We start from the raw sequence: 25,561 nt of genomic DNA, 5'->3' as shown, positions 1-25,561 counted from the left end.
TTGAGACGATTAAAACCGGGCATTGAGCATTTTTCGGACTGCATCAACCGCAGGCCAGATACGGCGATGCAAACAAGCCGCGGCCACGGATTGCATCCCGTGCCGAATGAGAGAGCCGGCGGCGGCCTGACGGAACAGACGCGCATTGCAGGCGTTGATTTCACGTGGGGTATCTTCACTGGGCATTCTGCGCCTTCAAGTGCTCCTCTCGGCTCATGACCTTAAGGAACAAAGCTAGATTTGGAGAAGGCCCCATGGAGGCAAGCGTCAGAAAACTCTTTGAACGATATGAGCGCTTTTTCAACAAGTCTCTCAACGGCGACATGGATATGGAAGAGGTCTCATCCCTTTATGCCTCCGACTTCATCGCCGCATCGCCTGCCGGGGTGATGACCGGGAAGAACGACGAGCAGCTGAAGCAGGTCATGACGAAGGGTTATCAGCGCTATAGGGCCATAGGAACGAAAAGGATGCGGATACGCGATATCCACCTTTCGCCCATCGATGAACATCATTGCGTCGCCCACGTCGCCTGGACGGCAACCTTTGCCGGCAAGGACCAATCGGATCTCGCCATCGATTTCGATGTTCACTATTTCGTCCAGGCGCTGGATGGGAAGCCGAAAGTTTTCGGCTGGGCCTCAGGCGATGAGCAGACGCTTTTGAAAAAGCATGGCATCATCTGACGCTCACTCGCTTCATCGTTGCCCGCCGAAATTCTGCCGGACCCTTGCGTCTTCTGGAATGATTGTAACCTCGGCTAACCCACCTCCTTCTCGCGGACTGGGGAAACATGGCCGTGTTTTCATTTCAGGCGTTGCAGGCGCTTGCCCCTGCGGCAAGCAATCTCTATAGAGCGCAGGACCGAATTCCGCGGCACTCCTGAGGCGTGTTCACAGCGAATGGGAGCGCACGGATCAGCATTCGGGCGTTCCGGGCATTTTCACGGGAAAATGCGGCGCCCGTCAGGAGGCAAACCGCATGGTCTTCTTCCCCCATCGCCATCTCCTCGGCATCAAGGGGCTTTCCCATCAGGATATTACCCTGCTTCTCGACAAGGCCGACGAGGCGGTGAAAATCAGCCGCCAGCGCGAGAAAAAGACCTCGACGCTTCGGGGCCTGACGCAGATCAACCTGTTCTTCGAAGCCTCGACGCGCACGCAGTCCTCCTTCGAGCTGGCCGGAAAACGCCTTGGCGCAGACGTGATGAACATGTCGGTCGGCAATTCATCGGTGAAGAAGGGCGAGACGCTGATCGATACGGCGATGACGCTGAACGCCATGCGCCCGGATGTGCTGGTGGTTCGCCACTCCTCCGCCGGCGCCGCAGCCCTCCTCGCGCAGAAGGTCGCCTGCTCCGTCGTCAATGCCGGCGACGGCCAGCATGAGCACCCGACCCAGGCGCTGCTCGACGCACTGACCATCCGCCGCGCCAAGGGCGAACTGTCCGGCATCACGGTGGCGATCTGCGGCGACGTGCTGCATTCGCGCGTTGCCCGCTCCAACATCATCCTGCTCAACCAGATGGGCGCGCGCGTTCGCGTCGTCGCCCCCGCCACGCTTTTGCCCTCCGGTATCCGCGACATGAGCGTCGAGGTTTTCCATGACATGAAGGAAGGGCTGAAGAACGCCGATGTGGTGATGATGCTGCGCCTGCAGCGCGAGCGCATGTCCGGCTCCTTCGTACCTTCGGTGCGCGAATATTTCCATTATTACGGTCTCGATGCCGAAAAGCTCAAAGCGGCGAAGGAGGATGCGCTGGTCATGCATCCCGGCCCGATGAACCGCGGCGTGGAAATCGCCTCCGACGTGGCGGATGGTCCGCAGAGCGTGATCGAAAGCCAGGTGGAAATGGGGGTTGCCGTGCGCATGGCGGTCATGGAAACCCTGCTTGTCTCGCAAAATCAGGGTGAGCGCGTATGAGTGCCGTTACCGTTCTCAAGAACCTCCGCATCGTCGATCCGTCCCGTAACCTCGACGAGACCGGCAGCGTGATCATCGGCGCAGACGGCACCATTCTGGCCGCGGGCAAGGATGCGCATAATCAGGGCGCACCGGAAGGCGCGACCGTGCGTGACTGCAAGGGGCTTGTGGCCGTTCCCGGTCTGGTGGATGCCCGTGTCTTCGTCGGCGAACCTGGTGCCGAACACCGCGAAACCATCGAATCCGCCGCGCGCGCGGCAGCGGCCGGCGGTGTCACCAGCATCATCGTGATGCCCGATACCGACCCCGTTATCGATGACATCGCACTCGTCGAATATGTGAAGAAGACAGCGCGCGACAAGGCAATCGTCAATGTCCATCCGGCAGCGGCCCTGACCAAGGGCCTCAATGGCGAGGAAATGACCGAATTCGGCATGCTGAAGGAAGCCGGTGCGGTTGCCTTCACCAATGGCCGCAAGGCGCTTTCCGACACGCTGGTGCTGCGCCGCGCCATGACCTATGCGCGCGAACTGGGCGCTGTCATCGCGCTCGAAACCCGCGACAAATATATCGGCGGCGGCGACATGAACGAGGGGTTGTTCGCAAGCTGGCTCGGGCTGTCAGGCGTTCCGAAGGAAGCCGAGATCATCCCGCTGGAACGCGATCTGCGCATTGCCGGGCTGACTCAGGCGATCTACCACGCCGCCAAGATTTCCGTACCGGAATCGGCAGAGGCGATCCGCGTTGCGCGGCAGCGGGGCGTCAAAGCCACCTGCGGCATCTCGATCAACCATCTGACGCTCAACGAGAACGATATCGGCGAATACCGCACCTTCTTCAAGCTTTCCCCGCCGCTGCGCGCCGAAGACGACCGCAAGGCCATGGTGGAGGCGCTGAAGGACGGCACCATCGACATCATTGTCTCCTCCCACGACCCGCAGGATGTCGACACCAAGCGCCTGCCCTTTTCGGATGCCGCAAGCGGCGCGGTAGGGCTGGAAACCATGCTGGCGGCAGCGCTGCGCCTCCACCACAGCGGCGAGGTTCCGCTGATGCGGCTGATCGATGCGCTTTCCACCCGTCCGGCAAAGATTTTCGGACTGGATGCGGGAACGCTGAAGGCGGGCGCGAAAGCCGATATCACGCTCATCGATCTCGACGAGCCATGGCTTGTGACCAGGGAACAGCTGGTGTCCAAATCCAAGAACACGCCGTTCGAGGATGCCCGTTTCAGCGGCCGTGCCGTCGCCACTTATGTGGCTGGCAAAGCCGTTCATTCCTTGGCATAAGATCACCAACAGAGATCACGCGGCCAGCGCGACAGAGGGGACGTTTGAATGAGTGCTTTGACTGACTGGCAGACGGCGCCTGCCCTTCTCGCGCTGGCGGCGCTTATCGGTTACCTGTTCGGTTCGATACCCTTCGGCCTCATCCTCACCCGCATGGCGGGACTGGGCGACGTGCGCAAGATCGGCTCCGGCAATATTGGTGCCACCAATGTGCTGCGCACCGGCAACAAGAAGCTCGCCGCAGCGACTTTGCTGCTCGACGCGCTGAAGGGCACGGCGGCGGTTCTGGTCGCCAATGCGCTCTGGGGTTATGAGGCTTCTCTGGTCGCCGGTTTCTTCGCCTTCCTCGGCCACCTGTTTCCGGTGTGGCTCGGCTTCAAGGGCGGCAAGGGTGTAGCCACCTATATTGGCGTGCTTTTGGGGGCCGCCCCCCTGATGATGCTGGCCTTTGCGCTCATCTGGCTCGCAACCGCCTTCATCACCCGTTACTCGTCACTCTCGGCGCTTTTGGCCATGCTGATCATTCCCGTGGCCCTCTGGGTGCTCGGACCTGAGAAGACGGCACTGCTGGTAACGCTGCTGAGCGTGATTTCCTGGTGGAAGCACCGCGAAAATATCGCACGGCTTCTGGCCGGCACCGAAAGCCGGATCGGACAAAAGGGCTGAGGCCAGTCTTAAGGATATGTCATGCCGCATGAGGAAACGACACGGCAGGGCATAGAGCTTTCTTCCCGGCAGCGGGTCGCGTGGCTGCGGCTGATCCGCAGCGACAATATCGGCCCAGTCACCTTCCGCGAACTCATCAATCATTTTGGCAGCGCCGAAAAGGCGCTCGACGCCCTGCCGGAACTTTCAAGGCGCGGCGGTTCATTGCGCAGCCCCCGCATTGCCACTCAGGCGGAAGCGGAAGGCGAAATCGAGACCGCGGAAAAATTCGGGGCGCGTTTCGTCGGCATCGGCGAGCCGGATTACCCCTCCGCCCTGCGGCATCTGGACGGCGCGCCGCCGCTGATCGCCATGAAAGGATCGGCATCCACCGCAACAAGACCATGCATCGGTATTGTCGGCTCGCGCAACGCCTCCATCAACGGCGCGAAATTCGCCGCGATGCTCGCGCGCGACTGCGGCAGAGCCGGTTATACGATCGCTTCCGGCCTGGCGCGCGGCATAGACGCGGCCGCACACCGGGCAAGCCTTGCAACCGGTACCGTGGCCATGCTGGCGGGCGGCCTTGACCGTCCCTATCCGCAGGAAAATTTCGGGCTTTTGCAGGAGATATACGATCAGGGCGGCGCGACGATCAGCGAAATGCCGTTTGGCTGGGAACCGCGCGCCCGGGATTTCCCCCGCCGCAACCGGCTGATCGCCGGCGTCTCCCTCGGCGTTGTCATCGTGGAAGCGGCCGAACGTTCGGGTTCGCTGATTACGGCGCGGCTTGCCGGCGAAGCGGGCCGGCTCGTTTTCGCCGTGCCCGGTTCGCCGCTCGATGCGCGCTGCGAAGGCACCAACCGGCTGATCAAGGAAGGTGCGATGCTGACGACGGGCGCTTCAGATATTCTCGAGGCGCTGCGGCCGCTGATGGAACCGCAATTGCCCTATGAGCGCAAGATCGAGGAACCGAGATCCGACATGGAGATGTCACCACCAGGGGACGACGAGCGTAACATCATCGCCGCCGCTCTCGGTCCCTCGCCCGTGGATACGGACGATATCATCCGCCACACGGGTTTTTCCGCTGCCACCGTTCATCTGGTGCTGCTGGAGCTTGATATAGCCGGGCGGTTAAACCGGCATGCCGGGGGTCGGGTTTCGCTCCTCGCGGATTGAGAGCTTGCGTCGTCCGCTCTGGATGTCGCCGACTTCGACATAGGCCATCTCGATCAGGTAACACAGCATGTCGGCTCCCTCGCGGCTGGCGACCTGACGCAGTTCTGCCAGCATCTGGCGAATGTAAGCCAAGTTCTCCCGGGTCCCATCATTATCGGCATTATTGTCTGTCGCGTTCGGGACCATATATTTATCCTGGAAATTCCGCCTGAAACGAAAAGCATTAAGTAGATTCAAATGATGTTGGGTATCATAACCAATTTACCAAAGATTGCAATACAACAATAGATTATCCATAGGTTGCAATCATCTTGGAGCGATAAAATCGGGCTTGCCTCTTGACCCGGGGGCATTACCTGTCCATGTCGAATTATAAAGAAGGCGAATTGCGGCGTTGCGCTGCAATCGGGCCACGTTAACGGACCAGTTCCAGAGAAAAACAATATGAATGTCGTCGTCGTAGAATCTCCTGCCAAAGCCAAGACGATCAACAAGTATCTTGGCTCGGGCTATAAGGTTCTTGCATCCTTTGGCCATGTCAGAGACCTTCCTGCCAAGGACGGATCGGTGCTGCCCGACCAGGATTTCGAAATGTCCTGGGAGGTCGACAGCGCATCCGCCAAGCGCATGAAGGATATTGCCGATGCGGTAAAAGCCTCCGACGGCCTCATTCTGGCAACCGACCCGGATCGCGAAGGTGAAGCCATTTCCTGGCACGTTCTCGATCTTTTGAAGAAGAAGCGCGTTCTCGGCGACAAGCCGGTGAAGCGCGTGGTCTTCAACGCCATCACCAAAAAGGCGGTGCTGGACGCCATGGCGAACCCGCGCGACATAGACGTGCCGCTGGTCGACGCCTATCTCGCCCGCCGCGCGCTGGATTATCTCGTCGGCTTCAACCTCTCGCCGGTGCTGTGGCGCAAGCTGCCCGGCGCGCGTTCCGCCGGCCGCGTGCAGTCGGTTGCGCTGCGCCTCGTCTGCGACCGCGAATCCGAGATCGAGCGTTTCGTCTCCGAGGAATACTGGAACATCAGCGCGCTTCTGAAGACACCGCGCGGTGACGAGTTCGAGGCCAAGCTGGTATCCGCCGACGGCAAGCGGCTGCAGAGCCGCGGGATCAAGACCGGTGAGGAAGCGAACCGGCTGAAGGTGTTGCTGGAAGGCGCGACCTATGTGGTCGATTCCGTCGAGGCAAAACCCGTCAAGCGCAATCCCGGCCCGCCCTTCACCACCTCGACTTTGCAGCAGGCGGCGTCTTCGCGCATGGGCTTTGGTGCCTCGCGGACGATGCAGGTAGCACAGAAGCTTTATGAAGGTATCGACATCGGCGGAGAAACCGTCGGCCTTATCACCTATATGCGTACTGACGGCGTGCAGATGGCACCGGAAGCCATCGATGCTGCCCGCCAGGCCATTGGCGAGCAGTTCGGCGATCGCTATGTGCCGGAAAAGGCGCGTTTCTATTCCACCAAGGCCAAGAACGCCCAGGAAGCGCATGAGGCGATCCGCCCGACCGATTTCAACCGTACGCCGGATCAGCTGAAGCGTTATCTCGATGCCGATCAGTTGCGTCTTTACGACCTGATCTGGAAGCGCGGTATCGCCAGCCAGATGGCGTCGGCCGAAATCGAGCGCACCACGGTGGAAATCCTTGCGGACAAGAACGGTGAGAAGGCCGGTCTCCGTGCCGTTGGTTCAGTAATCCGTTTCGACGGTTTCATCGCCGCCTATACCGACCAGAAGGAAGATGGCGAGCAGAGCGACGACGGTGACGACGAAGGCCGTCTGCCGCAGATCAATGCGCGCGAGAACCTCGCCAAGCAGAAGATCAATGCCAGCCAGCACTTCACCGAACCGCCGCCGCGTTATTCGGAAGCCTCGCTCATCAAGAAGATGGAAGAACTCGGCATCGGCCGCCCTTCCACCTATGCGGCAACGTTGAAGACGCTGAGCGACCGCGAATATATTATCGTCGACAAGCGCAAGCTCATCCCGCATTCGCGCGGACGACTGGTGACGGCTTTCCTTGAAAGCTTCTTCTCGAAATATGTCGAATACGACTTCACCGCCGCTCTCGAAGAAAAGCTCGACCGTATTTCCGCTGGTGAGTTGGACTGGAAGCAGGTGCTGCGCGATTTCTGGAAGGATTTCTTCGCGCAGATCGAAGATACCAAGGAATTGCGCGTCACCAACGTGCTGGATGCACTGAACGAGGTTCTGGCTCCGCTGGTGTTCCCCAAGCGCGAGGATGGTTCGGATCCGCGCATCTGTCAGGTTTGCGGCACCGGCAATCTCTCGCTGAAGCTCGGCAAATACGGCGCTTTCGTCGGTTGCTCCAACTATCCGGAATGCAACTACACCCGCCAGCTCACCTCCGATGGTTCGGAAGCCGAAGCTGCGGCCTCGAACGAGCCGAAGGCGCTCGGCGCCGATCCGATGACCGGTGAAGAGTTGACGCTGCGCTCCGGCCGTTTCGGACCCTATATCCAGCGCGGCGACGGCAAGGAAGCCAAGCGCTCTTCGCTGCCCAAGGGCTGGAAGCCTGAGGATATCGACCACGAGAAGGCTTTGGCGCTCATCAACCTGCCGCGCGATATCGGCAAACATCCGGAAACCGGCAAGATGATATCGGCCGGGCTTGGCCGCTATGGGCCGTTCCTTCTGCATGACGGTTCCTATGCGAACCTTGAAAGCATCGAGGACGTGTTCTCGATCGGTCTCAACCGCGCCGTGACCGTCATTGCCGAAAAGCAGAGCAAGGGACCGGGACGCGGCCGCAGCGGCACGCCGGCAGCGCTGAAGGAGTTGGGCGACCACCCTGATGGCGGCCCGATCACCGTGCGTGACGGGCGTTATGGCGCTTACGTCAACTGGGGCAAGGTCAACGCCACCATTCCCAAGGGGCAGGACCCGGCTTCGGTGACACTTGAGGAATCGCTGGTGCTGATTGCCGAGCGCATTGCCAAGACCGGCACCGGCGGCAAGCCTGCCAAGGCCAAGAAGCCTGCCGCCAAGAAGGCTGATGGTGATGCCGCCGCAAAACCGAAGGCGACGAAAGCCAAGGCAGCAACCAAGAGCAAGACGGCCGCCAAGCCGAAGGCAGCAGCCAAACCCAAGAAGGCAGCAGAGTGAGCAAGACGCCGCGTCAGAGACAGGGTTCCGCCAGCGACGGCTTTGGACGCACCGGACGCGGCAAGCGTGTGAGCGAAGGTGAAGGCATCATCCATGGCGAGGTGCCTTCCCGCGAAGTGCTGCTGAAATTCATCGCCGAGCATCCGCAGCAGGCTTCCAAGCGCGAAATCGCCAAGGCTTTCGGGCTGAAAGGTGAAAACCGCATCGTTCTGAAAGCGCTGCTGAAGGAACTCGAAGTCGATGGCATGGTGCACAAGAGCCGCAAGTCGCTGACACGGCCGGGCGGTCTGCCACCGGTTACGGTTCTCGACATCACCACCCGCGACAAGGACGGCGAATTGATCGGCCGGCCGGCGGAATGGCCGGAAGATATGGGCGCGGCACCTGCCGTGCTCATCCGCCAGTCTTCGCAGGATCGCGGCAAGAAAGCCCCGGCAGCCGGTCTCGGCGACCGTATTCTGGCAAAGATCTTCCCCTCCAAGGAAAGCGTCGGCCCGGCCTATACGGCGCGCGTCGTAAAGCTGATCGACCGTCGCCAGAACGCGCTGCTCGGGGTGTTCAAGCAGACGGAAGGCGGCGGCGGACGGCTGATGCCGATCGACCGGCGTGGCGAGGAGATGGTGATCGACCCCGACGGTGTCGGCGACGCCAAGGACGGCGATCTGATCGAGGTGGAAACCTCGCGCAATAGCGGCCGTTATGGGCTGACGCGGGCAAAGGTTTTGTCGGTCATCGGCTCGGTCGCCTCGGAAAAGGCGATCTCGATGATCGCAATCCATGCCCACGGCATCCCGCACATCTTCCCGTCTAACGTTCTGGCCGAAGCGGATGCTGCCAAGCCCGCAACCATGTCGCACCGCGAGGACTGGCGCGACCTGCCGCTCATCACCATCGATCCGGCTGACGCCAAGGATCATGACGACGCGGTCTATGCCGAACCGGATACCTCGCCCGACAATCCTGATGGCGTCATCGTCACGGTCGCCATTGCCGATGTGTCCTGGTATGTGCGATCAGGCGCACCGCTCGACCGCGAGGCGCTGAAGCGCGGCAACTCGGTCTATTTCCCTGACCGTGTCGTGCCGATGCTGCCAGAGCGTATCTCCAACGATCTCTGCTCGCTGAAGGAAGGCGTCGACCGCCCTGCCCTCGCCGTGCGTATGACCTTCTCGAAGGAAGGCCGCAAGGCGGGCCACACCTTCCATCGCATCATGATGAAGAGCGCAGCCAAGCTCTCTTACCAGCAGGCGCAGGCCGCGATTGATGGGCGGCCCGACGACAAGACCGGTCCATTGCTGGAACCGATCCTGAAGCCGCTGTGGCATGCCTATGCCGTGATGAAGCGCGGCCGCGACCGTCGCCAGCCGCTGGAACTCGACATGCCGGAGCGCAAGATTCAGCTCAGGCCCGATGGCACGGTGGACAAGGTCGTCATTCCCGAACGTCTCGATGCGCATAAGCTGATCGAGGAAATGATGATCCAGGCCAACGTCGCCGCTGCCGAGACGCTGGAAAAGAAGAAGCAGCCGCTGGTCTATCGCGTCCACGATGCACCCACGCTTTCCAAGCAGGAGGTGCTGCGCGAATTCCTCGGCACCATCGGCATATCCATGGCCAAGGGTGCGGCCATGCGCGCCAATTCCTTCAACGGCATTCTGGCGCGCGCCATTGATACGCCGCACCAGATCATGGTCAACGAGATGGTGCTGCGCAGCCAGAGCCAGGCGATCTACAGCCCGGAAAATATCGGCCATTTCGGCCTCAACCTGATGAAATATGCGCATTTCACCTCACCGATCCGTCGTTATGCCGACCTCATCGTGCATCGCGCGCTGGTGGGTTCTCTGGGCCTCGGCGAAGGCGGTATCACACCGCAGGAAGAGGCGACGCTGGACGACATCGCCGCCGAAATCTCGACATTCGAGCGCCGCGCCATGGCGGCCGAGCGCGACACCGTCAATCGGCTGATCGCACATCATCTTTCCGAACGGGTGGGTGAAGAATTCGAGGGCCGCGTCGGCGGTGTCACCAAGGCGGGACTTTTTGTCGCGCTTCCGCAGTTTGGCGCTGATGGCTTTGTTCCTATATCTACACTCGGAACCGACTATTTCCTCTACGATGAGGCCCATCAGGCCCTGACAGGGGAAAAGACGGGTCTCGGTTATCAGCTTGGTGACACGGTTCAGGTGCGGCTTGCGGAAGCGGTGCCACTGGCGGGTGCGCTGCGTTTCGATATGCTGAGCCCGGGGCGCAAGATGCCGGTCGGTACGCGGTCGTTCCACAAGACGGGCCGGCGGACATCGCGTCCTGCCGCAAAGCCCGGAACACGGCCGCCCAGAAGGCGACGTTAGGACGGCGGCAATAACAAGACCGCGACAGGCGGTTAAGGAAACGGGAGAAGGACTTCAGGATGAGTGCACATCAGAGCTCGGAAACGGTCACCTTCGGCGACAACAGCGCGGAGCGGCCGCTTGGACGTTCCATCATGCGGGGTATGGCGAACCGCTGCCCCGCCTGCGGCGGCGGCCGCCTGTTTCGTGCCTTTCTGAAGCCGGTGGACAATTGCGCCGCCTGCGGCGCCGAAATGCATCACCATCGTTCCGATGATTTGCCGCCCTACATCTCCATCGTCATCATCGGCCACATCGCCGTCGGCGGTTTCATGATGACGGATATGGTGTTTTCCGTTCCCATGTGGGTGCATTTCGCCATCTGGGTGCCAATCACTATTCTGGCCGCACTTTTGACGCTGCAACCGATCAAGGGCGGCGTCATCGGGCTGCAATGGGCGCTCAAGATGCACGGCTTTGACGGAAAGCAGCCAGAGGCTCAGATAGACGGTTCCTCCCACTGACGACCGGCGGAAACTTGCACGTGCCCCAGCGTCCCATGAGCACCGGAGCGGCGAGCACGCCGATGCGTCCGCGCGATGCCGCTTCCATCATCCTGTTCGACCGGTCCGGGCCTGCGATGCGGGTACTGATGGGCCAGCGCAGCAGTGCCCACGTCTTCATGCCAGGTGCTTACGTGTTTCCCGGCGGCAAACGCGATCCGCGTGACCACGCCCTGCCCTTCTCCGGCGACCTTCATCCCGCCGTCCTCGACAGCCTCACAGCTTCCGCCGCGCGCCGCCTGAGCATCGCCGGGGCGAGAGCGCTGGCGCTCGCAGCCGCACGTGAACTTGTCGAGGAAACCGGCGTGGATATCGGGCTTGCCGCAGAAGGCCCGGACCTTTCCTGTTTCCGGTATGTCGCACGCGCCATTACCCCGCCCGGCAATATCAGGCGTTACGACACCCGATTTTTTTGCTGCTATGCCGACGAATTGCGGCTGGATACCCGGCTAACCCGGGACTCCGACGAGCTGCACAATGTGCAATGGCTTGACATGAATGACCTTTCCGGTCTGAACATGCCGAAAATCACGCGCACGGTTCTCGAAGATGTCACAAAACTCATGATAGGTGATCCCTCACTGCCCTTTGACAGCCCCGCGCGGCTCTATTTCACGCGCCACGGCCGATTCATTCAAGAGTTTGTATAAAGGCCGTTATGTCACAGATGAAATGCGAAGCGGATGCCATTCACTGGCCCTCACTGATCGCCGCGATTTCCGCCATCAGTGCGGTCGGTGTCGCCATCGGTCTTGGCCTGCCGCTCCTGTCGATCATCCTTGAGAAGCGTGGCATCTCCTCCACCATGATCGGCGTCAATTCGGCCATGGCCGGCGTCGCGGCGATGATGGCTGCGCCGGTGACGACCAAGATCGCCCATGATTTCGGCGTGGCCCGAACCATGCTGTTTGCCGTCGTCGTTTCAGCGCTGAGCGCGCTCTGTTTTTATTTCGCAGATGCCTTCTGGATGTGGTTTCCGCTGCGAATCGTCTTCCATGGCGCAACCACAACGCTGTTCATCCTGTCCGAATACTGGATCAACATGACCGCACCGCCCAAAAAACGCGGCATGGTTCTTGGCATCTATGCCACAGGGCTTGCGGTTGGTTTCGCTGTCGGTCCATTGCTGTTCTCCGTTGTCGGCAGCGAGGGTATCCTGCCCTTTATCGTCGGGGCGGCAATCATTCTCCTGGCGGCGATTCCCATCTTCATGGCCCGCGGCGAGAGCCCGGAACTGGATGAGCGGCCCAACCACCATTTCGTTCGCTACGTCTGGCTGGTGCCGATGGCTTCGGCTGCGGCTTTCGTGTTCGGTTCGGTGCAGGCGGGCGGTCTGTCGCTGTTCCCCATCTATGCGACGCGTGAGGGCTTCAACGAATCGCAGGCAGCGCTTCTGCTGACCGTGATGGGCATTGGCAACATGGTCTTCCAGATACCGATCGGCCTGCTATCGGACCGGATGAAGGATCGGCGCACCATGCTCGCGCTGATGGCCTTTGCGGGCGTTTGCGGCACGCTGGCGCTGCCCGTGCTGGTGGACAGCTGGATCCTCGTGGCAGCCCTGCTGCTGTTCTGGGGCGGCCTTGTCTCCGGCATGTATACCGTCGGCCTTACGCACCTGGGATCGCGCCTCAAGGGCGCTGATCTGGTTGCCGCCAACGCCGCCTTCATCTTCTGTTACGCCATGGGTACGATCGCAGGCCCCCAAGCCGTCGGCATTTCCATGGATGTCGCAGGCACCGATGGTTTCGCCTGGGCGCTTGCCGTATTTTTCGGGCTTTACGTGGTGCTTTATGGCTTCCGTTTTGTTTTCCGGGCAAAACAGACTTGACTTTTCAGGCGCGATACGTAGTTTCGCGCCAGATTTAGCCGAGGTGAGAAGCGCCTGCGGCTTCTCTTTTGTTTAAAGGCAGGACGACCATGGCGAAAGCTACAACAATCAAGATCAAGCTGCTGTCGACAGCCGACACCGGTACCTTCTACGTCACCACCAAGAACAGCCGTACGTTCACGGACAAGATGACGAAGACGAAGTACGACCCGGTTGTACGCAAGCACGTCGAATTCAAGGAAACCAAGATCAAGTAATTCTTGATCGGGTTCTCCGACAAAAGCGCGCCCAACGGGCGCGTTTTTTGTTTGTGCGGGGATCGGGCATCTCTGCCGATTTTCGGATGGCACCGACCTGGCGCGACTCAGAGCCGAAGTAACTTTAACCGCAGACAAGAATCCAATCGCTCGCACCGCCTTGCGAGGCGTGGTGTGCGGACAAACACAAGCACTCAATCACGCCGCAGGAACGATCTGAAACGTATCGCCGTGACTGACACCAGAGTGGTTGTTCCGCTGCCCGCAACACCCACAGCTGAACCACGTGACGACGGTATCGCAAGATTGTATGCTTGTTGCATGGGACGACTGACCTTCAGCATCAACGTGACCTTGGACGGCTGTATCGACCATCAGGAAGGTATCGCCGACGACGAGACACACGCCTTCTTCACTCGTCTCATGGACGATAGCGGAGCGATGCTGTGGGGCCGCGTCACCTACGAGATGATGGAGAGCTACTGGCCAGCGGTCGCTCGCGGCGAAGCGGACGTACCGCCGCCGATGCGTGACTGGGCGGTTAAGCTGGATGCCAAGCCGAAATACGTGGTGTCCTCAACGCGAAACGACTTCCCATGGAATAATAGCCACCACCTCACCGATGATCTGCGGACAGGCGTGAAGAACCTCAAGGATGCGACCCCGGCAGGCGTGCTTCTGGGCAGCGGCAAGCTCGCAGCCGAGCTGGATCGGCTGGATTTGATCGACGAATACAAGTTTCTCGTTCACCCCAGGATCGTCGGCCACGGCCCCACCCTGTATGAGAGCGGCTTACGGAGCGCGCGAAAGCTCGAGCTGGTTTCGGCGAAGCCACTCAGCAACGGCGTTGTTGCCATGCATTACCGATGCTCTTCGGCGAAAATTTCTGGGCAGGAATAGCGCATAGCCGGATTTCGGGAGTAAGGCGGTCGGCCAACGATGTGATTACGGCACGAGGAACCGATTCGGACATCGTCAGCCGACCGACCCCACGATTCAGGAGATGCGGCGGACCTGAGCATCATGGGGCATTCGAACTACGCAATACCAGCCCCTGACGAGCGAAACCACGGCGGTGTCGGCCGCCATTATCCCATCATCACAAGACGGAAAAACCGCCGGAAGAACTGTTACTCTCATCAGGGAGTTTGCGCAGAAGTAAAATAAAAATCAAGAAATTCTTAAGCCAGCGATACATCACCTGGAAAACATGGTTAAATATACAACGCTGGCACACTATAGTTTCCCGGCAGATTGAATTCAATGTATTTTTCAACTTGAACTCTATTAATCCCGCTGAATTTCACCCCTTCATTGCAAGAAGATAAAATACGGGCAAGATCAGGGATTTGGGTGTCCGGAGCAGCCTGTTGAATTCGTTGGCTGCGATCTCACAAAAGAGACGACAAGACTTTCCGTCTCACATGTCCGGAATGTTCAGGCGGCGGCCGCGACGACCCGGTTGCGCCCGGCGTGTTTCGCCTCGTAGAGAGCCCTGTCGGCATGTTTCAGAAGCTCGTCCGGCGTGCCGAAGGCAGCATTGCTGGTGGCAATGCCGAGCGACGCCGTAATGCTCAGTTCGCGGTCGATGGAGCGCACATAAAAGGGCTTGTCCTCAACGATTGCCCGCAGGCGCTCGGCAACGCTTGCTGCAAGCTCGATTGGCGTATCCGGCATGACAACCACAAATTCTTCCCCGCCATAACGGCAGGCAAGATCGGCACCGCGCACCGTGCTGCGAATACGCGTCGCAAATTCCCGCAGGACTTCGTCACCGACATCGTGGCCATAGGTATCATTGACCAGCTTGAAACGGTCTATGTCGGTCATGCAAATGGAAATCGGTCGACCACGGACGGCGGCACGGTCGAAAAGTATCTTGAGATGATTGTCGAGATAACGGCGATTGTTGAGGCCGGTCAGCCCGTCGACAATGGCAAGTTCCATCGTTTGCTGGAGATTGAGCCGCAGATGCTCGTTATAGCGCTTGCGCCTGATCTGCGTGAGCGAGCGGGCGACAAGCTCGTTCGGATCGATCGGGCGGAGAATATAGTCATTCACGCCGAGATCGAGCGCCCGCGCTACCACATCGTCCGCCCCCTGCTCCGCCACCAGGAGCAGCGGCAGGAAACGGGTGCGCTCCAGCGAGCGGAGCTGTGAGCACAGTCGCAGCGGATCGTAATCTTCGAAATTGGAGTTGACGATGACAAGCTCGAAGGGGTTGCTCGCCGCCTTCAGCAGCGCCGCCTGCGGCTCGGTGACGGCATCGACCTCGGCGACCGGCTTCAACGCCCGTATGATGCGCTCCTGCGAGCTGGCGCGGCCATCCGCCACAAGAACGCGACCGGGCGTCTGCATGAGGCCGTCGCTGCGCAGCATCTCTTCGATGCCGATCTGCCTTGCCGTTTCGGCGCGCGCCCGCAACTCGTCACTGACGGCTTTCAGACGCACCAGGCTTTTAACACGGGCAATCAGCTGGAGGTCGTTGACCGGCTTGGTCAGAAAATCGTCGGCGCCGGCCTTCAGGCCGCGCACGCGGTCGGACGGTTGATCCAGCGCGGTGACCATGACAACGGGAATATGCGCCGTTTTGGGGTTGGCCTTCAGGCGCTCGCAAACTTCGAACCCATCCATGCCCGGCATCATGATGTCGAGCAGGATGATATCGACCTGTTCCTCATCGCAGATCGCCAGCGCCTTGAAGCCATCCTCGGCAGTCACAACGTCGAAATACTCCGCCAGCAGCCGCGCCTCGAGAAGCTTGACGTTTGCGGGTATGTCGTCAACAACCAGAACTCTCGCCGTCATAACAGTTCCCCAGTCGCCTTATGCATCGCCAAGATAGGTCTTGATGATTTCGATGAATTTCGGAACGGAGATCGGTTTCGACACATAGGCCTCACATCCGCCCTGACGAATGCGCTCCTCATCGCCCTTCATGGCAAATGCCGTGACGGCGATGACCGGAATGACATGCAGCTCGTCATCCTCCTTCAGCCACTTCGTCACTTCCAGCCCCGACACTTCCGGCAGCTGAATATCCATGAGAATGAGGTCCGGGCGGTGCTTGCGGGCAAGGTCCAGCGCTTCCATGCCGTTGCGGGTCTGGATCGTCGTATAGCCAGACGCCTCGATCAGGTCGCGAAAGAGCTTCATGTTCAGCTCGTTGTCTTCGACTATCATGACCTGCTTGGGCATGGTGAGCAGTCCCCGTTTCACTTTGAAACCTTCACCCAGACATATAAGTTGTCAGAGAACCGATTCCATCGTCCATTTGTTGCGCAAGGCTAGAGGGATTTGGTTTCAAAATAGGTAACTTCGGGGAAGAAATGCTGCGCGATACGAAAAACAAAGGCAATGGCGACAAAGATCCGCAAGAAACGGCGGCCGCCATACTTGGCTGGCTGGCAAACGAGCCGGACATGCTGGCGCGTTTTCTGGCGCTGAGCGGATTGCAGGCCAACATGCTGCGCCAGGCCGTCAACGATCCCGGCTTTCTGGCAGGCCTCACCGATTTTCTGATGAGCCACGAGCCCGATCTCATGGCCTTCTGCGCCGCGACGGATACATCCCCCGAAACCGTGACCGCCGCCTGGCACCATTTTTCCGGGCCGGGGCTGGATTCAGGCGTGTATTGACAGGCCAGCCACTTGAGCCAAGGACACCACCGGAGTATGGTCGGCGACGTTCTGGTTTTGTTTTCGGTTCATGCTTACGTCGCACCACTATGATCCCGGTTTTTGCCGAGACTGTCTGGCCGGCCAGCCAGCCGGGCTGAGGCGTTGCCGTAGCTGCGGCAGTCCGCGCCTCGTCTACCATGACGAACTCTATGATCTCAGCATCGCCCATATCGATTGCGACGCCTTTTACGCCTCCGTCGAGAAACGCGACAATCCCGAGCTTGCCGACAAGCCGGTCATCGTTGGCGGTGGAAAGCGCGGTGTGGTTTCCACCGCCTGTTACATTGCCCGTATTCAGGGTGTACGTTCCGCCATGCCGATGTTCAAGGCGCTGGAAGCCTGTCCGGATGCGGTGGTCATCAAGCCCGATATGGAAAAATACAGCCGCGTCGGGCGCGAAATCAGAGCCATGATGCAGGAATTGACGCCGCTTGTGCAGCCGCTTTCCATAGACGAAGCGTTTCTCGACCTTTCCGGAACCGAGAGGCTTCACCACGATCCACCGGCCCGCGTGCTGGCAAAATTCGCAAAGCGGGTGGAAAAAGAGGTCGGCGTGACCGTGTCGGCCGGGCTGTCCTACTGCAAGTTTCTGGCCAAGGTCGCATCCGACCTCAAAAAACCCCGTGGTTTTTCGGTGATCGGGGAAGCGGAGGCGCTTTCCTTTCTCGCAACTCGGCCGGTGACGACAATCTGGGGTGTCGGCAAGGCATTTGCAGCAACGCTGGAGGCGGATGGCATCCGGCTGGTGGGTCAGTTGCAGGAGATGGAGGAAGGCGATCTGATGCGCCGTTACGGCGTGATGGGACAAAGGCTCTTCCGGCTTTCGCGCGGCATCGACGAGCGGCATGTGCACGACAACGACCCGGTCAAAAGCGTGTCTTCCGAAACCACCTTCTTCAACGACATTTCCCGCCACGACGATCTCGTCCCGATCCTGCGCTCGCTTTCCGAAAAAGTGGCCTGGCGACTGAAGAAGAACGGCATTGCCGGCCAGACGGTGGTGTTGAAAATGAAGACATCCGACTTCAAGATCCGCACCCGCAACCGCAAGCTTGATGACCCCACCCAGCTTGCCGACCGGATATTCCGCACCGGCCTCTCAATGCTGGAAAAGGAGACCGACGGCACCAAATTCCGATTGCTCGGCATCGGCGTCAGCGATCTGCGCGATGCGGGCCTTGCCGATCCTCCCGATCTCGTCGACAGGCAGGCCGGGCGGCGAGCAGCGGCGGAAGCGGCCATGGACAAGCTGCGCGACAAATTCGGCAAGGGCAGTGTCGAGACCGGCTATACATTCGGCACACGCAAATAACAGCCTGGGGTCCGATATGCGGGAGCTGCGCAAGCGCCGTCCATCGCCGGGCCTACTTATTTTAGATTTTACACAAATTAGTGATGTTGCAGCTGCCCCACCCTTAAACTTCATTAAACTTCACATGGTTGAGTGAGGGAAGTTTTGTACATGTGGTGTATTGCGTCATGTCCCTTCGCCTCAGTCTTCTGACCGGCATGCTGTCGGCCAGCATTCTTGCCTTTCCAGCACTTGCCGCCGACAGCAGGTCGCTGCAAATCCTCGTTTCGAAAAACGATCAGTCGCTGGCGCTATATGAAAATGGCGAGATCATCGCCACATCGAAAGTCTCAACCGGCAAGGCCGGTCACGAGACACCGAGCGGCATATTTTCTATCCTAGAAAAGCGCAAATACCACGAATCGAATATTTACTCCGCCGCGCCGATGCCGTTCATGCAGCGGCTGACATGGTCCGGAATAGCACTCCACGAAGGCAAGGTGCCGAATTATCCGGCCTCGCATGGTTGCGTGCGCCTGCCCTCCAAATTCGCAAAGTCACTCTTCGGAGACACCCAGCGCGGCGTGCATGTCATCATCACCGACCGGCCGGTCTCGCTGCGCTTCGTGCAGCATCCGGCGCTGTTTGAGCCGCGCGACGATGGCGATGACGGCAAGCTGCTTCTATCCGACGTCGAGCTGCGCCCGGCGACCTTCGATGCTGCATTGGGCACGGTCGAGGTTGCCGTCAATGAAAAGACGAATTCCCTTAAACCCACCGCAAAGGCTAGGGAATCCTCCCCCCTGCGCATTCTCATTACGCGGCGCGGCGAACGGGAAAAGGTGATGGATATTCAGACCGTGCTGACCCGCCTCGGCTTCGATGCCGGTTCTGCGGACGGTTATGCCGGAGAGATGACGATCAGCGCCATCAACGGTTTCAAACGCTGGAAAGGGCTGAAAACCACGGGCCCGCTTCTGACCGACGCTTTTGTGACAGCGCTCTACGCTTCCGCCGGGGAAGACCATCCCCCAAGCGGCCAGATCATGGTGCGGCAGGATTTCAAGCCGCTGTTCGAGGCCGCCATCGACATCAAGGATCCTGAAGTGGCGCTCGGAACCCATTTCTTCGAGGCTGTTTCGGTGGACCGCGCAAAAGGCACCGCCGAATGGAACGGCGTGACGCTGGAAAACCACCTACCGGCGGCGGCCCGCAGGCGGCTCGGCATCTCCGTTACCGAAGCGCCGGGCGGTTTCGATCAGTTGAGCGCCGTGCTTAGCCGACTCGAAATTCCCACGGAGATACGCAGTCGGATCGAGCAGGAGCTTACAAGCGGCAGTTCGATCACGGTTTCCGATCTCAGCCACCAGATGGAGACAGGCGCCGGCACGGACTTCATCACCGTGACGAGAGAAGGGCCGGTATGAGTGATGAGTGAGGCTTGAGCCTCACACCAGCTCCACATCGACGACACCTGGTGCAGACCGCAGCGCAGCGGCGATCTCCGGCGAGATACGGTATTTTTCCGTCAGTTCCACCTCGATCTCGCGGCTGCCCTCATCCTTGATGACGATGAAATAGACCGAGCCGTCACCCTTGGTGTTGAGGTGGCGTGCCACGGTTTTCAACGGGCCGGAATCGCGCACGTAAACGCGCAATGCCTTCTGCATCTGCACAGATTTCTCTTCCAAGGATTGCGCCGTCTGGATGCGAAGGCCGATACCTTCCGGACGCTCTTCCGCCTGCACAGTGATGACCAGCGATTTGCCGACCTCGAGCAGATCGCGGAACTGGCCGAGCCCTTCCGAAAACAGCACCGCCTCATATTGGCCTGAGGCATCCGAAAAAGTGACGATGCCCATCTTGTTGCCGGTGCGCGTCTTGCGCTCCTGCTTGCCGGTCACCGTCCCGGCCAGACGCCCGGCGGTCGCCCCCTGTTTCACCGCTGCTGAAAAATCGGCGAAATTCTGCACCCGCAATTTCTCCAGCACAGGGCGATAGGTATCGAGAGGGTGGGCGGTCAGGTAAAAACCGAGCACCTGATATTCGCGCAGCAGTTTTTCCGAGGCAAGCCAGGGCTGGAAGGCAGGCAGCACGAGCTTTTCCGGCCCATTCGCGCCGCCGGAGCCGAACATGTCAGACTGGCCGGTGACACGGCTTTCCTGAGCGCGCTGCGAATAACCGATGATCCGGTCCAGCCCGCCGATCATTTCAGCGCGGTCGCGGCCGAAACAATCAAAACCGCCGGCATTGATAAGGCTTTCCAGCACACGCCGGTTGATCTGCTTGGGGTCGATGCGCAGGCAGAAATCCTCAAGGCTCGTAAAGGGCTTGCCATCGCGTACGGAGACGATGTGCTCCACCGCCCCCTCGCCCACGCCCTTGATGGCGGCCAGCGAATAATAGATGCGGTTTTCTCCCGTCTCGAATTGCCGGAAGGAGGTCTGCACCGAAGGTGCGACGACCTCGATACCAAGGCGGCCGGCATCCTGGCGGAAATCGTTGAGCTTTTCCGTGTTCGCCATATCGAGCGTCATGGAGGCCGCCAGGAACTCCACCGGATAATGCGCCTTCATATAGGCGGTCTGGTAGGACACGATGGCGTAGGCTGCGGCATGGCTCTTGTTGAAGCCGTAATTGGCGAACTTCGCCAGGAGGTCGAAGATGGTATCGGCCTGCGGTTTCGACACGCCGTTCTTGATGGCGCCATCGACGAAACGCTCGCGCTGCTTGTCCATCTCCTCCTTGATCTTCTTGCCCATGGCGCGGCGCAGAAGATCGGCCTCGCCAAGCGAGTAACCGGAGAGAACCTGGGCGATCTGCATCACCTGTTCCTGGTAGACGATAACGCCCTGCGTTTCCTTGAGCAGATGGTCGATGGTGGGGTGGATGGACTCCAGTTCCTCCTCGCCATGTTTGCGGGCATTATAGACCGGGATGTTTTCCATCGGTCCCGGACGATAAAGCGCCACCAGCGCGATGATATCCTCGATGCAGTCCGGGCGCATGCCGATCAGCGCCTTGCGCATGCCGGCACTTTCCACCTGGAACACGCCGATGGTTTCGCCGCGCGAGAGCATCTCGTAGGTTTTGGCGTCATCCAGCGGAATGGCGGCAAGATCGACCTTGATGCCACGCTTGGCAACGAAATCGACGGCCACCTTCAGCACCGTCAGCGTCTTCAGACCGAGGAAGTCGAATTTGACGAGGCCGGCGCTTTCGACCCATTTCATGTTGAACTGGGTGACCGGCATGTCCGAGCGCGGATCGCGATACATCGGCACCAGCTTCGACAGCGGCCGGTCGCCGATGACGATACCGGCGGCATGGGTGGAAGCGTGGCGGTAAAGCCCCTCGATCTTCTGGGCTATATCCAGCAGACGGGCGACGACCGGCTCCTTGTCGGCCTCCTCCTGCAGGCGCGGCTCCTCCTCGATCGCTTTCGACAGCGGCGTCGGATTGGCCGGGTTGTTGGGCACCAGCTTGCAGATCTTGTCCACCTGCCCATAGGGCATTTCCAGCACGCGGCCGACGTCGCGCAAGGCCGCGCGCGCCTGCAGCGAACCGAAGGTGATGATCTGCGCCACCTGCTCGCGGCCATATTTGCGCTGCACGTAGCGGATCACCTCTTCACGGCGATCCTGGCAGAAGTCGATATCGAAGTCGGGCATCGACACGCGTTCAGGGTTCAGGAAGCGTTCGAACAGCAGCGAGAAGCGAAGGGGGTCGACATCGGTGATGGTCAGCGCATAGGCGACAAGTGATCCGGCACCTGAACCGCGGCCGGGACCCACCGGAATATCCTGCTGCTTGGCCCATTTGATGAAGTCGGCAACGATGAGGAAGTAGCCGGGAAACCGCATGCGCTCGATAACGCCGAGCTCGAAATCGAGCCTTTCGCGATAATCCTGCTCGGTATAGCCCTCAGCCATGCCGAGCGCTGCAAGGCGCTGATCCAGCCCTTCCACCGCCTGCCGGCGCAGCTCATCGGATTCGGCCCGTTCCGCCGCCTCGGGATCGTCGCTGGCGCCGGTAAAGCGCGGCAGGATCGGTCCGCGCTTCTTCAGCACATAGGAGCAACGCAGGGCGATCTCGATGGTGTTTTCCAGCGCCTCGGGAAGGTCGGCAAACAACGCCGTCATCTCGTCGCGGTTTTTCAGATAATGGTCGGGGGTCAGGCGAAACCGGCTGTCATCGGAAACGATGGCATTGTGCGCCACCGCCATCAACGCATCATGGGCCTCGTAATCGGCCTTTGAAGGGAAAAACGCCTCATTGGTGGCAACCAGCGGAATATCATGTTCATAGGCAAGTCCGATCAGCCGCCGCTCATGGGCGCGGTCGTAACCGGACTGGCGCTGCAATTCGATGTAGAGACTGTCACCGAAGAGCGACTTCAGCGTCAGCAGGCGTTCTTTTGCCTGGGATGCATGCCCTTCCTTCAGGGCCATATCAACGGGACCGCTGGAGGCACCCGTCAACGCGATCAGCCCGGCATTGGAGGCTTCCTCCAGCCACGCACGGGTAATATGCACTGAATGGCCACCGCTGCCCTCACCGTCCAGATAGGCGCGGCTGATCAGATCCACCAGCCGCTCGTATCCTTCGGCATTGGCAGCCAGAAGCACGATGGCGGGAAGCTTCGTGAGGTGGCTATTATGGTTGCGGCGATCATCCGCCGCATCCTGCATGTCAATCGACACCTGACAGCCGATGATCGGCTGCAGGCCCTCATCGCGCGCCTTTTCGGAAAACTCCAGCGCAACGAAAAGATTGTTGGTGTCGGTAATGGCGATGGCCGGCTGACCGTCAGCAACGGCCTTGGACATGATTTTCTTGAGGGGCAAGGCCCCCTCAAGCAGGGAGTAGGCGGAATGTACCCGCAAATGGACAAAACCAGGGGTTTTCAGCGTTCCGCCAGAGGTTTCTCCACGCACAACCGTATCGCCCATATCGTCGTCCTGTCATTCTGAATCGAGGGGGCGATTTTCCGATTTCCGGCGCTCAAAGTCCACAGCCTTGCGGCCTCTATACAGGCTTCTGCGCCGGTGCGTCCTTCACAGCGCGGTGAGGATCACCGAAAAGCTGGCAACAAAGACAGCGATGGAAGCGAAAGCGGCAACGTCACGGATGAAATCAGTCATTGGTCTCTCCTTACTCGTTATGTTCCAACTTTGTTCTCATTTTGTTCGATTGTCAACAGGGTTCTGCTGATGTTCCCCTTGCTAACGCAACAGAATCAGCCGGGGTTCCGTCGGCGTTGTCGGCAAGCCCCTGACTCCAAAGCAAAAAACCCGGAGGCAAAAAACGCATCCGGGTTCGGAAAAATTCAGTTGTGGAAGGGCGAGCGGCCGTCTGGGAGACGCAGGTGAGGAGACTCACCGGTTCGGACAGGGCGTCACAATGGTCGCCCTGTGCAGTCACGATCAGAAATCGACGATCTTTCCGTCGGCGAGTGTCACACGGCGATCCATGCGGTTGGCGAGCTCGTGATTATGGGTGGCGATCAGTGCTGCAAGACCGGACTGGCGCACCAGCGCCTCCAGCGCATCGAACACATAATGCGCGGTTTCCGGGTCGAGGTTGCCGGTCGGCTCGTCGGCGAGCAGCAGGAGCGGCGCATTGGCAACTGCGCGCGCAATGGCCACGCGCTGCTGTTCACCGCCGGACAGTTCGGCCGGGCGGTGTTCGCCGCGATGACCGACGCGCATATAGTCGAGCAACGCGCTGGCACGTTTGCGGGCCTCAGCCTGCGTCAGACCGGCGATGAGCTGTGGCATCATCACATTCTCCACCGCTGAAAATTCCGGCAGCAGGTGATGGAACTGGTAGACGAAACCGATATCGCTGCGACGGATCGCCGTGCGGGTTTCGTCGCCCAGCCCATTGCAGGGCGCACCGTTGATGAAGACCTCGCCGGCATCGGGATGTTCCAGAAGCCCTGCCAGATGCAGCAGCGTAGACTTACCCGTGCCCGAAGGGGCGACGAGCGCCACCATCTCACCGCTCTTCAATTCAAAATCGGCCTTGCGCAGGATGGAAAGCGACGTTTCACCCTGACCGTAAGTCCGTTCCACGCCGGTAAGCCGCAGCACTGTTTTTTTTGCCATATTGCGAAGCGGTCCTTATTCGTAACGCAGGGCCTGCACCGGATCGAGCTTGGAAGCCCGCCATGCCGGAAAGATCGTTGCCAGGAAAGAAAGCGTCAGCGCCATGATGACGACGGTGATGGTCTCGCTCAAATCCATTTCAGCCGGCAGCTGGCTCAGGAAATAGAGCTGCGGATCGAACAATACCGTGCCTGATATCCAGGAGAAGAATTGCCGGATGGATTCCACGTTGAGGCAGACGATGACGCCGAGCGCCACGCCGGCGAAGGTGCCGACCGTGCCGATGGCCGCCCCGGTCATGAAGAAGATGCGCATGACGGCGCCGGAACTGGCGCCCATGGTGCGGAGAATGGCGATATCGCTACCCTTGTCCTTCACCAGCATGATGAGGCCGGAAATGATGTTGAGCGCCGCCACCAGAACGATGAGGGTGAGGATCATGAACATGACGTTTCTTTCCACCTGCAGGGCGGAGAAGAAGGTCTGGTTTCGCTGTCTCCAGTCGGTGATATAGATCTGCCGTTCGGCGGCCTGTTCCACGAGAGGCCGGATTCCGTCGACATCGTCGGGACGGCTGACATAAAGCTCGATGGACTGCACGATACCGTCGGCATTGAAATAAAGCTGGGCTTCCGACAAGGGCATATAGATCATCGAGGCGTCATATTCCGACATGCCGATCTCGAAGACACCTGATATTTTGTAGGATTTGACGCGTGGATTGACACCCATCGGCGTCACATCGCCTTCCGGCGAAATGAGGGTGATGTCGTCGCCCGCCGTCACGCCAAGCTGGGCGGCGAGCCGCGAGCCCACCAGAACCCCGTCTCCCGCCATGAAGCCAACGAGGTCGCCGGTCTTGATGTTGGTGGAGACTTCCTTGATCTTGTCGATATCGTCCTGACGCACACCGCGCACCAGCGCGCCGGAGCCTGCACCGCCGCGACCGGAGGCCAGGGTCTGGCCTTCCACCAGCGGCAAGGCCATGGTGACACCCGGAACGGCAGCGAACTTCTTCGCCAGCTCATCATAATTATTGAAGGGCTGGTCGATCGGCTGAACGATCATGTGGCCGTTAATGCCAAGAATGCGCGAAATCAGCTCCGTGCGGAAACCGTTCATCACAGCCATGACGATGATCAGCGTCGCAACACCCAGCATGATGCCGACAAAGGAGAAGCCGGCGATGACGGAAATGAACGCTTCCTTGCGCCGTGACCGCAGATAACGCCAGGCCACCATGCGCTCGAAAGCGGAAAACGGCCGGGCGGTCTTTTCCCGGACGGAAGGAGCCGCACCCTTGTCAGCCTCGGCCTTTGCCATTTCGTCTC

Annotated in this window: 21 protein-coding genes; 15 read left to right on the top strand and 6 right to left on the bottom strand. The window is 59.8% G+C overall.

The window, feature by feature from the left end; all coding sequences use genetic code 11:
• The first annotated feature begins 254 nt into the window (after positions 1–254).
• The 5 genes from AC1ROR_RS03650 to dprA all read left to right on the top strand — a co-directional run bounded on the left by AC1ROR_RS03650 (position 255) and on the right by dprA (position 5,039).
• A complete protein-coding gene (locus AC1ROR_RS03650; RefSeq protein WP_080834208.1) occupies positions 255–686 on the top strand; it encodes a DUF6841 family protein in 432 nt (143 codons plus the stop codon).
• A gap of 295 nt (positions 687–981) precedes the next feature.
• Positions 982–1,923, top strand: a complete 942-nt coding sequence (locus tag AC1ROR_RS03645; RefSeq protein ID WP_003521487.1) for an aspartate carbamoyltransferase catalytic subunit — start codon at positions 982–984, stop codon at positions 1,921–1,923.
• Positions 1,920–3,212 (top strand): dihydroorotase, encoded by a 1,293-nt coding sequence (locus AC1ROR_RS03640; RefSeq protein ID WP_498588617.1) that lies wholly within the window; start codon positions 1,920–1,922, stop codon positions 3,210–3,212. The genes AC1ROR_RS03645 and AC1ROR_RS03640 overlap by 4 nt, the downstream gene beginning before the upstream one ends.
• 48 nt (positions 3,213–3,260) lie before the next feature.
• Entirely contained in the window at positions 3,261–3,878 is a 618-nt protein-coding gene (plsY, locus tag AC1ROR_RS03635; RefSeq protein WP_167377421.1) for a glycerol-3-phosphate 1-O-acyltransferase PlsY, read from the top strand.
• A 21-nt stretch (positions 3,879–3,899) separates the two neighbouring features.
• Positions 3,900–5,039, top strand: coding sequence for a DNA-processing protein DprA (dprA, locus tag AC1ROR_RS03630; protein ID WP_498588616.1), 1,140 nt, complete (start codon positions 3,900–3,902; stop codon positions 5,037–5,039).
• On the opposite strand, the gene AC1ROR_RS03625 is transcribed toward dprA, so the two are convergent.
• On the bottom strand, positions 4,995–5,225 hold the full coding sequence (locus AC1ROR_RS03625; RefSeq protein WP_080722814.1) for a hypothetical protein: 231 nt from the start codon (positions 5,223–5,225) through the stop codon (positions 4,995–4,997). The genes dprA and AC1ROR_RS03625 overlap by 45 nt on opposite strands.
• 258 nt (positions 5,226–5,483) lie before the next feature.
• Between AC1ROR_RS03625 and topA the strand changes: the two genes are divergently transcribed.
• The 7 genes from topA (at position 5,484) to AC1ROR_RS03590 (ending at position 14,049) form a co-directional block, all read left to right on the top strand.
• A complete protein-coding gene (gene topA, locus AC1ROR_RS03620) occupies positions 5,484–8,168 on the top strand; it encodes a type I DNA topoisomerase (protein WP_498588615.1) in 2,685 nt (894 codons plus the stop codon).
• On the top strand, positions 8,165–10,519 hold the full coding sequence (rnr, locus tag AC1ROR_RS03615; RefSeq protein WP_498588614.1) for a ribonuclease R: 2,355 nt from the start codon (positions 8,165–8,167) through the stop codon (positions 10,517–10,519). The genes topA and rnr overlap by 4 nt, the downstream gene beginning before the upstream one ends.
• A gap of 59 nt (positions 10,520–10,578) precedes the next feature.
• Positions 10,579–11,022 carry a DUF983 domain-containing protein gene (locus AC1ROR_RS03610; protein ID WP_498588613.1) on the top strand — a complete coding sequence of 148 codons (444 nt, stop codon included), beginning with the start codon at positions 10,579–10,581 and terminating at the stop codon, positions 11,020–11,022.
• 62 nt (positions 11,023–11,084) lie between these two features.
• On the top strand, positions 11,085–11,711 hold the full coding sequence (locus AC1ROR_RS03605) for an NUDIX hydrolase (RefSeq protein ID WP_498589165.1): 627 nt from the start codon (positions 11,085–11,087) through the stop codon (positions 11,709–11,711).
• Between the two features lie 17 nt (positions 11,712–11,728).
• Positions 11,729–12,892, top strand: coding sequence for an MFS transporter (locus tag AC1ROR_RS03600; RefSeq protein WP_167377521.1), 1,164 nt, complete (start codon positions 11,729–11,731; stop codon positions 12,890–12,892).
• An 89-nt stretch (positions 12,893–12,981) separates the two neighbouring features.
• The gene (rpmG, locus tag AC1ROR_RS03595) at positions 12,982–13,149 is read left to right on the top strand and encodes a 50S ribosomal protein L33 (RefSeq protein ID WP_003496403.1); all 168 of its coding nucleotides are present in this window, start codon (positions 12,982–12,984) and stop codon (positions 13,147–13,149) included.
• A 321-nt stretch (positions 13,150–13,470) separates the two neighbouring features.
• Positions 13,471–14,049, top strand: coding sequence for a dihydrofolate reductase family protein (locus AC1ROR_RS03590; protein WP_498588612.1), 579 nt, complete (start codon positions 13,471–13,473; stop codon positions 14,047–14,049).
• A gap of 537 nt (positions 14,050–14,586) precedes the next feature.
• On the opposite strand, the gene AC1ROR_RS03585 is transcribed toward AC1ROR_RS03590, so the two are convergent.
• Together AC1ROR_RS03585 and AC1ROR_RS03580 are read right to left on the bottom strand one after the other, a co-directional pair.
• A complete protein-coding gene (locus AC1ROR_RS03585; protein ID WP_498588611.1) occupies positions 14,587–15,957 on the bottom strand; it encodes a PleD family two-component system response regulator in 1,371 nt (456 codons plus the stop codon).
• An 18-nt stretch (positions 15,958–15,975) separates the two neighbouring features.
• Positions 15,976–16,347: a response regulator gene (locus tag AC1ROR_RS03580; protein ID WP_003496409.1), complete on the bottom strand. Its 372-nt coding sequence runs from the start codon at positions 16,345–16,347 to the stop codon at positions 15,976–15,978.
• Positions 16,348–16,478: 131 nt separating this feature from the next.
• Here AC1ROR_RS03580 and AC1ROR_RS03575 point away from each other — a divergent pair, with 131 nt between their 5' ends.
• From AC1ROR_RS03575 to AC1ROR_RS03565, 3 genes are all read left to right on the top strand, one after another.
• Positions 16,479–16,787 (top strand): DUF3572 domain-containing protein, encoded by a 309-nt coding sequence (locus AC1ROR_RS03575; protein ID WP_498588610.1) that lies wholly within the window; start codon positions 16,479–16,481, stop codon positions 16,785–16,787.
• Between the two features lie 70 nt (positions 16,788–16,857).
• Entirely contained in the window at positions 16,858–18,141 is a 1,284-nt protein-coding gene (locus AC1ROR_RS03570) for a DNA polymerase IV (protein ID WP_498588609.1), read from the top strand.
• 167 nt (positions 18,142–18,308) lie between these two features.
• On the top strand, positions 18,309–19,547 hold the full coding sequence (locus tag AC1ROR_RS03565; RefSeq protein ID WP_498588608.1) for a L,D-transpeptidase family protein: 1,239 nt from the start codon (positions 18,309–18,311) through the stop codon (positions 19,545–19,547).
• A 21-nt stretch (positions 19,548–19,568) separates the two neighbouring features.
• Here the strand turns inward: AC1ROR_RS03565 and dnaE are convergent, their stop codons facing one another.
• From dnaE to AC1ROR_RS03550, 3 genes are all read right to left on the bottom strand, one after another.
• Entirely contained in the window at positions 19,569–23,072 is a 3,504-nt protein-coding gene (gene dnaE, locus AC1ROR_RS03560; protein ID WP_498588607.1) for a DNA polymerase III subunit alpha, read from the bottom strand.
• 474 nt (positions 23,073–23,546) lie between these two features.
• A complete protein-coding gene (locus AC1ROR_RS03555) occupies positions 23,547–24,230 on the bottom strand; it encodes an ABC transporter ATP-binding protein (RefSeq protein WP_035217649.1) in 684 nt (227 codons plus the stop codon).
• 15 nt (positions 24,231–24,245) lie between these two features.
• On the bottom strand, positions 24,246–25,553 hold the full coding sequence (locus AC1ROR_RS03550) for a lipoprotein-releasing ABC transporter permease subunit (protein WP_035217652.1): 1,308 nt from the start codon (positions 25,551–25,553) through the stop codon (positions 24,246–24,248).
• Positions 25,554–25,561: the final 8 nt, after the last annotated feature.

It is taken from the genome of Agrobacterium sp. GW821-FHT14E08 (genome assembly GCF_058803865.1).
Note: the sequence above shows the minus strand (reverse complement) of the source record. Positions and strands in the feature narration are given on the sequence as shown.